Here is an 11,956-nt window from a genome sequence, read left to right as displayed (position 1 = left end):
ACCACCCTTCCGAACTGCGAGGTTTCCCACCCATGGCCAGCACCTCCGAGGACAAGCTCCGCGACTACCTCAAGAAGGTCACCGCGGACCTGCGGCGCACGAAGCTGCGCCTGGAGTCCGTCGAGGCGAGGGACGCCGAGCCGATCGCGATCATCGGGATGGCCTGCCGCTACCCCGGCGGCGTCCGCACCCCGGAGGACCTCTGGCAGCTCGTCGCCGAGGGCACCGACGCCATCGGCGACCTGCCGGAGGACCGCGGCTGGGACACCGCGGGCCTCTACGACCCCGCCCCCGGCACCCCCGGCAAGAGCTACGTGCGCCACGGCGGATTCCTCGACGGCGTCGCCGACTTCGACGCCGAGCTGTTCGGCATCGCCCCCCGCGAGGCCCTCGCCATGGACCCGCAGCAGCGGCTCCTCCTGGAGACCGCGTGGGAGGCGATCGAGCGCGCCCGGATCGCCCCCGCCGCCCTGCGCGGCAGCGACACCGGGGTGTTCATCGGCGGCGCCGACACCGACTACGGCTCCCTCGCCCGCCAGAGCGAGGAGACCGAGGGCCACCTCCTCACCGGCGGAGCCGTCAGCGTTCTCTCCGGCCGCATCGCCTACACCCTCGGGCTGGAAGGCCCGGCCGTCACCGTCGACACCGCGTGCTCCTCCGCCCTCGTCGCCCTCCACCTCGCGGTCCGGTCGCTGCGCGCCGGCGAGTGCGCGATGGCCGTCGCCGGCGGCGTCGCCGTCATGCCGACCACCCGCCTGTTCACCGAGTTCTCCCGCCAGCGCGGCCTCGCCGCCGACGGGCGCTGCAAGCCCTTCGCGGAGGCCGCGGACGGCACCTCCTGGGCCGAGGGGGTCGGTGTCCTGCTGGTCGAGCGGCTCTCGGACGCCCGGCGCCTCGGCCACCAGGTCCTCGCCGTCGTCCGCGGCACCGCCGTCAACCAGGACGGCGCCAGCAGCCGGCTGACCGCCCCCAACGGCCCCTCCCAGCAGCGCGTCATCCGCTCCGCCCTCGCCAACGCCCGCCTCACGCCCGACCAGGTCGACGCCGTCGAGGCCCACGGCACCGGCACGACGCTCGGCGACCCGATCGAGGCCCAGGCCCTGCTCGCGACCTACGGCCAGGACCGGCCCGCGGACCGGCCGCTCTACCTCGGCGGCGTCAAGTCGAACATCGGCCACGCCCAGGCGGCGGCCGGCGTCGCGGGCGTGATCAAGACGGTCATGGCGCTGCGCGCCGGCGTGCTGCCCGCCACCCTGCACGTCGACGATCCGTCCTCGCACGTGGACTGGACGGTCGGCGCCGTCGAACTGCTGACGGAGGCCCGGGACTGGCCGGAGACCGGGCGTCCGCGCCGGGCGGGCGTATCCGCCTTCGGGATCAGCGGGACGAACGCGCACGTGGTCCTGGAGCAGGCGGACGAGGCCGTGGCCGAGGAGGCCGAGGAGGCTGCTCCGGCTCCGGCTCCGGCCGTCGTGCCGTGGGTGCTGAGCGGCCGGACACCCGAGGCGCTGCGCGCCCAGGCCGTCCGCCTGCGCGAGGCCGCGACCGGTCTTCCGGTCGGGGACGTCGCGGCGGCGCTGGCCACCGGCCGGTCGATGCTCAACCACCGCGCCGTGGTGGTCGGTTCGGACCGGGACGCACTGCTGCGTGGGCTCGACTCGCTGGCGGCGGGGACGGGCGGGGCCGTCGAGGGCGCGGTCCGGGGCGGCCGGACGGCGTTCCTGTTCTCGGGGCAGGGGTCGCAGCGGTTGGGGATGGGGCGGGAGTTGTACGGCCGGTTCCCGGTGTTCGCGGAGGCGTTCGATGCCGTGTGTGCGGGGTTGGATCCGGCTTTGCGTCAGGTGGTGTGGGGTTCGGATGCGGAGCTGCTGAACCGTACGGAGTACGCCCAGGCCGGGTTGTTCGCGGTCGAGGTGGCGCTGTTCCGGTTGGTCGAATCACTGGGTGTGCGGCCGGAGTTCGTGGCCGGGCACTCGATCGGTGAGGTGGCGGCGGCGCATGTGGCGGGGGTGTTCTCGCTGGCTGACGCGTGTGCGCTGGTGAGTGCTCGTGGTCGGTTGATGCAGGCGCTGCCGTCGGGTGGTGCGATGCTGGCGGTGCAGGCGACGGAGGACGAAGTCCTGCCGCTGCTGGGCGAGTTCGTGTCGATCGCGGCCGTCAACGGCCCGCGCTCGATCGTCGTGTCCGGAACGGAGGAGGCGGTCTCGGCGATCGAGGCGCACTTCGCCGACCGCAAGACCACGCGGTTGCGGGTCTCGCACGCGTTCCACTCGCCGCTGATGGATCCGATGCTGGCGGACTTCCGTGAGGTCCTCAACGGGCTGACGTACCAGGCCCCTTCGATCCCGCTGGTCTCCAACCTCACCGGCACCCTCGGCGCAGACGTCACCACCCCCGACTACTGGGTGCGCCACGTCCGCGAGGCCGTCCGCTTCGCCGACGGCGTGCGCGCGTTGGAGTCCGCCGGCGTCACCCGGTTCCTGGAACTGGGCCCCGACGGTGTCCTGACGGCGCTGGCGGCTTCCTCCCTCTCCGATGACGCCGTGTCGGTCTCCGTCCTCCGTAAGGACCAGGACGAGGAGACGGCTGTCCTGACCGCGCTCGCCCGCCTGCATGTCACCGGAGCGCCCGTCGACTGGTCCGCCCTCTTCGTCGGCACCGCCGTCCGCCTGGTCGACCTGCCGACGTACGCCTTCCAGCACCGCCGCTACTGGCCCGCCACCGCCGCCACGACGGCCGGTGACCTCGGCGCCGCGGGCCTCGACACCGCCGACCACCCGCTGCTCTCCGCCTCGCTCGAACTCTCCGACGACGACAGCCTGTTGTTCACCTCCCGGCTCTCCCGCCAGTCGCACCCCTGGCTCGCCGACCACGTCGTGCGCGGCGACGTCCTGCTGCCCGGCACCGCGTTCCTCGAACTGGCCGTCCGCGCCGGGGACGAGGTCGGCTGCGACCGCGTCGAGGAACTGACCCTGGCCGCACCGCTCGTCCTGCCCGAGCACGGCGGCGTCCAGCTGCAACTGCGGGTCGGTGCGGCCGACGGGACCGGCCGTCGCACCTTCACCATCGCCTCCCGGCCCGAGGGTGTCGAAGGCCGGGCCTGGGGCCGGCACGCGACCGGCGTCCTGGCCGTGGGGGAGACCCGCGCCGCCTTCGACCCGTCCGTCTGGCCACCGGCCGGAGCCGAGGCGGTCGACCTGACCGGGCTGTACGAGGGCATGGCCGACGGCGGCTACGCGTACGGCCCGGTGTTCCGGGGCCTCCGGGCGGCCTGGCGGCGCGGGGACGAGGCCTTCGCCGACGTCGCCCTGCCGGAGGGCACCGAGGGCGCCGGTTACGGTCTGCACCCGGCGCTGCTCGACGCCGCCCTGCACGTGACGGCCGTCAACGGGCTGCCGCACGGCGTCGTGCCGTTCTCGTGGGAGGACGTGTCGCTGCACGCCTCCGGCGCCTCCTCGGTGCGGGTGCGCGTCACCCGGACCGGTGCGGAGTCCGTCGCGGTGGCGGTCGCCGACACCGAGGGGCTGCCGGTGGCGTCCGTGGGGTCGCTGGCCCTGCGCGCGGTGGCGGGCGGGGAGTCGGCGGCGGCTCGGGACGGGCTGTTCCGGGTGGACTGGGTGCCGGTGAAGGCCTCTGGCACGCCGGAGTTCGTGACGGTTGCGTCGTTGGCGGAGGTGCCGGCGGAGGTGCCGCCGGTGGTGGTGGTCGAGACGGCCGGCGAGGAGGTGCACGCGCGGACAGCGCAGGCGCTGGGGTTGGTGCAGGGCTGGTTGGCGGAGGAGCGTTTCGCGGCTTCGCGGTTGGTGTTGGTGACGCGTGGTGTGGTGGCGGGTGAGGATCTGCCGGGTGCTGCGGTGTGGGGTCTGGTGCGGTCGGCGATGTCGGAGGAGCCGGGCCGGTTCGCTCTGGTGGATCTGGCGGGTTCGGAGGAACTGCCGCCCGCCGCTCTGGGGTTGGAGGAGCCCCAGCTGCTGGTCCGCGACGGTGAGCTGTTCGCGGCCCGGCTGGTGCGGGCCGAGTCGGCGGGCGAGCCGGTCCAGTGGGCCGGTGAGGGCGCGATCCTGATCACCGGTGGCACGGGCGGCCTGGGCCGGGTCATCGCCCGGCACCTGGCCGTCGAGCACGGCGTGCGGAACCTGCTGCTGGTCAGCCGCCGGGGCGCGGACGTCGAGGGTACGGACGAATTGCTCGCCGAGCTGGCAGCGGTTGGCGCGGAGGCCGTCGTGGAGGCGTGCGACGTCGCCGATCCGGCGGCGGTGACGGGCCTGTTCGCCCGGCACCGGATCCGCGCGGTCGTGCACACGGCGGGCGTGATCAACGACGGCGTGATCGGCTCCCTGACCGCCGAGCGCGTCTCCGCCGTCCTGCGCCCGAAGGCGGACGCCGCCTGGAACCTGCACGAGGCCACGAAGGACCGCGCGTTGGCGGCCTTCGTCCTGTTCTCCTCCGTCTCCGGCGTCTTCGGCGGCCCGGGACAGGCCGCCTACGCGGCGGGCAACGCCTACCTCGACGCGCTGGCGGTGCACCGCCGCTCCCTCGGCCTGCCGGCCGTCTCCCAGGCCTGGGGCCCGTGGACCCGCGACGGCGGCATGATCGGCACCCTCGCCGACGTCGACCTGCACCGGATCGCCCGCGCGGGCATGCCGGAGCTCACCGCCGCCGAGGGCGCCGCCCTGTTCGACGCCTCGCTCACCGCGGGCGAGCCCGCCGTCCTGCCCGTCCGCCTCGACCTCGCGGCGCTGCGGGCCCAGGACTCGGTCCCCGCCCTGCTGCGCGGCTTGGTGCGCGGCCGGGTCCGGCGGGCGGTGGTCGCGGGTACGGCGGTATCGGCGGGCCTGGCGCAGCGACTGTCCGGCCTGGGCGGGGATGAGCGGCGTTCGGCCGTTCTGGAGCTGGTGCGCGAGCAGATCGCGCTCGTGCTGGGCCACGACTCCGGCTCGGCGGTGGACCCGTCGCGGGCGTTCCAGGAGCTCGGCTTCGACTCGCTGACGGCGGTCGAGCTGCGCAACCGGCTCAAGTCGGTGACCGGTCTCCGGCTTCCGGCCACTGTCGTGTTCGACTACCCGACGGCGAGCGCGCTGACCGGCTTCGTTCTGGACGGCCTGTTCGGTGCCGAGGAGGCCGAGGAACTCCCGGCGGTGCTCCCGGTGTTGTCGGACGACCCGGTGGTCATCGTCGGAATGGCCTGCCGCTACCCGGGTGGCGTCGAGTCGCCCGAGGACCTGTGGCGGCTGGTGGCCGACGGCGTGGACGCGGTGTCCGACTTCCCGGTCAACCGAGGCTGGGACCTCGACTCGCTCTACAACGAGGACCGGTCCGTCCCGGGCACGTCGTACACCCGGCGGGGCGCGTTCCTGCACAGTGCGGGGGAGTTCGACTCCGAGTTCTTCGGGATGAGCCCGCGCGAGGCGCTGGCGACGGACGCCCAGCAGCGTCTGCTGCTGGAGACCTCCTGGGAGGCCTTCGAGCGGGCCGGCATCGACCCGGTGTCGCTGCGTGGCAGCCGGACCGGCGTCTTCGCGGGAATCATGTACACCGACTACCGCTCGCTCCTGGACGGCGAGGAGTTCGAGGGCTTCCGGGGCAACGGCAGCGCGCCGAGCGTCGCCTCGGGCCGGGTGTCCTACACCTTCGGCTTCGAGGGCCCGGCGGTGACGGTGGACACGGCGTGCTCGTCGTCGCTGGTGGCGATGCACCTGGCGGCGCAGGCGCTGCGCAGCGGTGAGTGCTCGCTGGCGCTGGCCGGTGGTGTGACGGTGATGTCGACGCCGGGGACGTTCGTGGAGTTCTCCCGGCAGGGTGGCCTGTCGGCCGACGGCCGGTGCCGTTCGTTCGCGGACGCGGCGGACGGTGTGGGCTGGGGCGAGGGCGTCGGTGTCGTCGTGCTGGAGCGGCTGTCGGACGCCCGGCGGAACGGGCACCGGGTGCTGGCGGTCCTGCGCGGCAGCGCCGTCAACCAGGACGGCGCGTCCAACGGCCTGACGGCGCCGAACGGCCCGTCGCAGCAGCGCGTCATCCGGCAGGCTTTGGCGAGCGCCGGGCTGTCGTTCGGTGACGTGGACGCCGTGGAGGCGCACGGGACGGGGACGACGCTGGGCGACCCGATCGAGGCGCAGGCCCTCCTCGCGACGTACGGGCAGGGCCGTGAACTGCCGCTGCTCCTCGGCTCGATCAAGTCGAACATCGGCCACTCCCAGGCCGCGGCCGGTGTCGCGGGCGTGATCAAGATGGTGCTGGCGATGCAGCACGGTCTGCTGCCGCGCACGCTGCACGTGGACGCGCCCTCGTCCCACGTCGACTGGACGGCGGGCGCGGTGGAGCTGCTGGCCGAGGCCCAGGAGTGGCCGGAGGCCGGCCGTCTGCGCCGGGCGGGCGTGTCGTCGTTCGGGATCAGTGGGACCAACGCGCACGTCATCCTGGAGCAGGGCGAGGAGCAGGGCGGGTCCGCGCCCGTGCAGGACGCGGCGACGACGTCGGGGGCGATGCCCTGGGTGGTGTCCGCGAAGTCCGAGGCGGCGTTGGACGCGCAGGTGGCACGGCTGGCGGCGGTCGGTGAACTCCCAGCCGCGGATGTGGCGTTCGCTCTCGCCGGGCGGTCGCTCTTCCCGCACCGGGCGGTGCTCGTGGACGGCGTCGAGGTGGCCCGGGGGCTCGCGGGTGAGGGCGGGACGGCGTTCCTGTTCTCGGGGCAGGGGTCGCAGCGGTTGGGGATGGGGCGGGAGTTGTACGACCGCTTCCCGGTGTTCGCCCGGGCTTTCGACGAGGTGTGCGGGGAGCTGGACCCGGTTCTGCGGGACGTGGTGTGGGGTTCGGACGCGGAGCTGTTGAACCGGACGGAGTACGCCCAGGCAGGGCTGTTCGCCGTCGAGGTGGCGCTGTTCCGGCTGGTCGAATCCCTGGGCGTCCGTGCCGAGTTCGTGGCCGGGCACTCGATCGGTGAGGTGGCGGCGGCGTACGTGGCCGGGGTGTTCTCGCTGGCTGATGCCTGCGCCCTGGTGAGTGCTCGTGGCCGGTTGATGCAGGCGCTGCCGTCGGGTGGTGCGATGCTGGCGGTGCAGGCGACGGAGGACGAAGTCCTGCCGCTGCTGGGCGAGTTCGTGTCGATCGCCGCCGTCAACGGACCGACTTCGGTGGTCGTTTCGGGCACGGAGGAGGCCGTCGCGGCGATCGAGGAGCACTTCGCCGACCGCAAGACCACGCGGCTGCGGGTGTCCCACGCGTTCCACTCGCCGCTGATGGATCCGATGCTGGCGGACTTCCGGGCGGTCCTCAACGGGCTGACGTACCAAGATCCTTCGATCCCGGTGATCTCCAACCTGACCGGCGGACTGGCGGAGGGCCTCACCTCGCCCGACTACTGGGTGGGTCACGTCCGCGAGGCCGTCCGCTTCGCCGACGGCATCCGCACGCTGGAAGCCGCGGGTGTCACGCGCTTCCTCGAGCTCGGCCCCGACGGCGTCCTCTCCGCACTGGCGGCTGCCTCTCTCACCGGTGAAGCCGTCCTGGCTCCCGTCCTCCGCAAGGACCAGGCCGAGGACGCGACCGTCCTGACCGCCCTCGCGCGCCTGCACGTCTCCGGCGTGCCCGTCGACTGGGCCGCCCTGTTCGCCGGGTCCGGCGCCCGCGCCGCGGCCCTGCCCACGTACGCGTTCCAGCACCGGCACTACTGGCCGGCGGTCACCCTCGCGCGCGGTGGAGACGTTCGGCTCGCGGGCCTCGCTGCTGCCGAGCACCCTCTGCTGGGGGCGGCCGTCGAACTCGTCAACACGGACGGCTACCTGTTCACCGGCCTGTTGTCGGCCCGGTCGCACGGGTGGCTCGCGGACCACGTCGTGCTGGGTTCGGTCCTGGTGCCGGGCACGGCGCTGGTGGAGCTGGCCGTGCGCGCCGCGGACGAGGTCGGCTGCGACCTGGTCGAGGAGTTGACGCTCGCCGCGCCGCTCGTCCTGCCGGAGCAGGGCGGCGTGCGGGTGCAGGTGTGGGTCGGCGAGCCCGACGCGTCCGGGCGGCGCGCGCTCACCGTGCACACCCGGCCGGACGAGGCGGACCCGACGTCCTGGACCCTCCACGCCACCGGTGTGCTCGGGACGGGAGCGGCACCGGCGGAGTTCGAGGCGAGCGTGTGGCCGCCGGCCGGCGCCGAGGCGGTCGACCTGACCGGGCTGTACGAGGGCCTGGCGGAGGCCGGGTTCGGGTACGGCCCGGTGTTCCGGGGGCTCGGCGCGGCCTGGCGGCGCGGGGACGAGGTCTTCGCCGAAATTGCCCTGCCGGAGGGCGCCGAGGGCACGGGCTTCGGCCTGCACCCCGCGCTGTTCGACGCTTGCCTCCACGCGTTCGCGCTCACCGGCTCCGACGAACGCGGGGTGCCGTTCGCGTGGGAGAACGTGGCGCTGCACGCTTCCGGCGCGTCGTCGGTGCGGGTGCGGCTGACGCCGTCGGCGGACGGCGGGGTGTCGCTCGCGATCGCCGACACCGAGGGGCGGCCGGTGGCGACCGTCGGGTCGCTGGTCGTCCGCCCGGTGGCGCTGGGCGAGGTGAGCCCGGTGGGCCACGACGCGTTGTTCCGGGTGGACTGGGTGCCGGTGAAGGCCTCCGACGCGCCGGAGTTCGTGGCGGTCGCCTCGCTGGCGGAGGTGCCGGCGGAGGTGCCGCCGGTGGTGGTGGTCGAGACGGTCGCCGGTGAGGTGCACGAGCGCACGGCCCGGGTGTTGGGGTTGGTGCAGGGTTGGCTGGCGGAGGAGCGTTTCGCGGCTTCGCGGTTGGTGTTGGTGACGCGTGGTGTGGTGGCGGGTGAGGATCTGCCGGGTGCTGCGGTGTGGGGTCTGGTGCGGTCGGCGATGTCGGAGGAGCCGGGCCGGTTCGCTCTGGTGGATCTGGCGGGTTCGGAGGAACTGCCGCCCGCCGCTCTGGGGTTGGAGGAGCCGCAGCTGCTGGTCCGCGACGGTGAGCTGTTCGCCGCGCGGCTCGTGCGGACGGAGTCGTCGGTTGAGGCGGTGGCGTGGCCGAGCGAGGGGACGGTGCTGGTCACCGGTGGTACGGGTGGTCTCGGGAAGATCGTGGCCCGGCACCTGGCGATCGAGCACGGTGTGCGGAACCTGCTGCTGGTGAGCCGTCGTGGCGCGGAGGCCGAGGGCGTCGAGGAGTTGGCGGCGGAGCTGGGTGCGGGGGTGATGGTCGAGGCCTGTGACGTGGCCGATGAGGCCGCTGTCGCCGACCTGTTCGCCCGGCATGAGATCCGCGCGATCGTCCATACGGCGGGTGTGCTCGATGACGGCGTGGTCGGTTCGCTGACTCCCGAGCGGGTCTCGGCGGTTCTGCGTCCGAAGGCGGACGCGGCGTGGAACCTGCATCGGGCCGCCGAGAACGTCGAGGTGTTCGTCCTGTTCTCGTCCATGGCCGGTACGTTCGGCAGTGCGGGCCAGGGCGCCTATGCGGCGGGCAATGCGTACCTGGACGCTCTGGCGGTGCACCGCCGCTCGCTCGGCCTGCCGGCCGTCTCCCTCGGCTGGGGGCCGTGGTCGGACGTGGCGGGCATGACCGGCACTCTCACCGACGCCGAGGCCGAGCGCATCGCCCGGCTCGGCCTGCCCGCCATCGCCCCGGACCAGGGCGTCGTGCTCTTCGACGCGGCGCTCGCCACCGGGCACCCGGCGGTGCTGCCGATGCGCATGGACCTCGCGGCGATGGCCGCGCACGGCGACGTACCCCCGCTGCTGCGCGGTTTGGTGCGCGGCCGGGTGCGACGCGCCGTCGTCGCCGGTTCGGCCGTGTCGGCGGGTCTGGCGCAGCGACTGTCCGGACTGGGCGGGGATGAGCGACGGGCGGCCGTTCTGGAGCTGGTGCGCGAGCAGATCGCGCTCGTGCTGGGCCATGACACCGGCTCGGCGGTGGATCCGTCGAAGGCTTTCCAGGAGCTCGGCTTCGACTCGCTGACGGCGGTCGAACTGCGCAACCGGCTCAAGTCGGCGACCGGTCTCCAGCTTCCGGCCACGGTGGTGTTCGACTACCCGACGGCGAGCGCACTGGCCGGCTTCCTGCTGGAGGGCCTGTTCGGCACCGAAACCGTCGTCCACGTCCCCGAGGCGCTGCCGTCGCTGTCGGAGGACCCGGTGGTCATCGTCGGGATGGCCTGCCGCTACCCGGGTGGCGTCGAGTCGCCCGAGGACCTGTGGCGACTGGTGGCCGACGGAGTGGACGCGGTCTCCGGCTTCCCGACGAACCGAGGCTGGGACGTCGAGACGCTCTACGACCCGGACCCGGAGCACGTCGGCACGTCCTACACGCGCTCCGGTGGATTCCTGCACAGCGCGGGGGAGTTCGACTCCGAGTTCTTCGGGATGAGCCCGCGCGAGGCGCTGGCGACGGACGCTCAGCAGCGTCTGCTGCTGGAGACCTCCTGGGAGGCCTTCGAGCGGGCCGGCATCGACCCGGTGTCGCTGCGCGGCAGTCGGACGGGCGTCTTCGCGGGCGTGATGTACGCCGACTACGCGAGCCTGCTGGGCGGCGGCGAGTTCGAGGGCTACCAGGGAAGCGGCAGCGCGGGCAGCGTGGCCTCGGGCCGCGTCTCGTACACGCTGGGCCTGGAGGGCCCGGCGGTGACGGTGGACACGGCGTGCTCGTCGTCGCTGGTGGCGATGCACCTGGCGGCGCAGGCGCTGCGCAGCGGTGAGTGTTCGCTGGCCCTGGCGGGCGGCGTGACGGTGATGTCGACGCCGAACACCTTCGTGGAGTTCTCCCGGCAGGGTGGCCTGTCGGCCGACGGCCGGTGCCGTTCGTTCGCGGACGCGGCGGACGGCGTGGGCTGGGGCGAGGGCATCGGCATGGTGGTGCTGGAGCGCCTGTCGGACGCCCGGCGCAACGGGCACAGCGTCCTCGCCGTCCTGCGCGGCAGCGCCGTCAACCAGGACGGTGCGTCCAACGGCCTGACGGCGCCGAACGGCCCGTCGCAGCAGCGGGTGATCCGACAGGCTTTGGCGAGCGCCGGGCTGTCGACCGCCGAGGTCGACGCGGTCGAGGCGCACGGGACCGGGACGACGCTGGGCGACCCGATCGAGGCGCAGGCCCTCCTCGCCACCTACGGCCAGGACCGCGAACAGCCCCTGCTCCTCGGTTCGATCAAGTCGAACATCGGCCACTCCCAGGCCGCGGCCGGTGTCGCGGGCGTGATCAAGATGGTGCTGGCGATGCAGCACGGCCAGCTGCCGCGCACGCTGCACGTGGACGCGCCCTCGTCGCACGTCGACTGGACGGCCGGCGCCGTCGAGCTGCTCACCGAACGCACCGACTGGCCGACCACCGACCACCCGCGCCGCGCGGGTGTGTCCTCCTTCGGGATCAGCGGCACCAACGCCCACGTCATCCTGGAGCAGGCCGAGCCCGAGACCGTCCGGGAAGCCACGCCCGCGACGGGGGCGATGCCCTGGGTGGTATCCGCAAAGTCGGAGGCGGCGCTGGACGCGCAGCTCGCTCGGCTGGCGGCGGTCGGTGAACTCCCGGCTGCGGATGTGGCGTTCACCTTGGCCGGGCGCTCACTCTTCCCGCACCGCGCGGTGCTCGTGGACGGCGTCGAGCTGGCCCGAGGCGTGGCAGCCGAAGGCAAGAGCGCGTTCCTCTTCTCCGGTCAGGGCTCGCAACGCCTGGGCATGGGGCGGGAGTTGTACGGCCGGTTCCCGGTGTTCGCCCGGGCCTTCGACGAGGTGTGCGGGGAGCTCGACCCGGCCCTGCGGGACGTGGTGTGGGGTTCGGACGCGGAGCTGTTGAACCGTACGGAGTACGCCCAGGCTGGGTTGTTCGCCGTCGAGGTGGCTCTCTACCGCCTGGTCGAATCGCTGGGCGTGCATGCCGAGTTCGTCGCGGGCCACTCGATCGGTGAGGTCGCGGCGGCGCATGTCGCCGGGGTGTTCTCGCTCGCGGACGCCTGCGCCCTGGTGAGTGCTCGCGGCCGACTGATGCAGGC

Annotated in this window: 1 protein-coding gene (running past one end of the window); it reads left to right on the top strand. The window is 73.6% G+C overall.

The annotated features are described in order from the left end of the window. The first annotated feature begins 32 nt into the window (after positions 1–32). Positions 33–11,956, top strand: partial view of an SDR family NAD(P)-dependent oxidoreductase gene (locus tag ACZ47G_RS16500; RefSeq protein WP_465743182.1) — the 5' portion only. Its footprint extends 18,562 nt past the window's final position; the window shows 11,924 of its 30,486 coding nt (coding positions 1–11,924); it begins with the start codon at positions 33–35; the stop codon falls past the right edge of the window.

This window comes from Kitasatospora sp. NPDC030952, assembly GCF_055571335.1.
The sequence above is the reverse complement of the archived record's forward strand: the minus strand, read 5'-3'. Positions and strand labels throughout refer to the sequence as shown.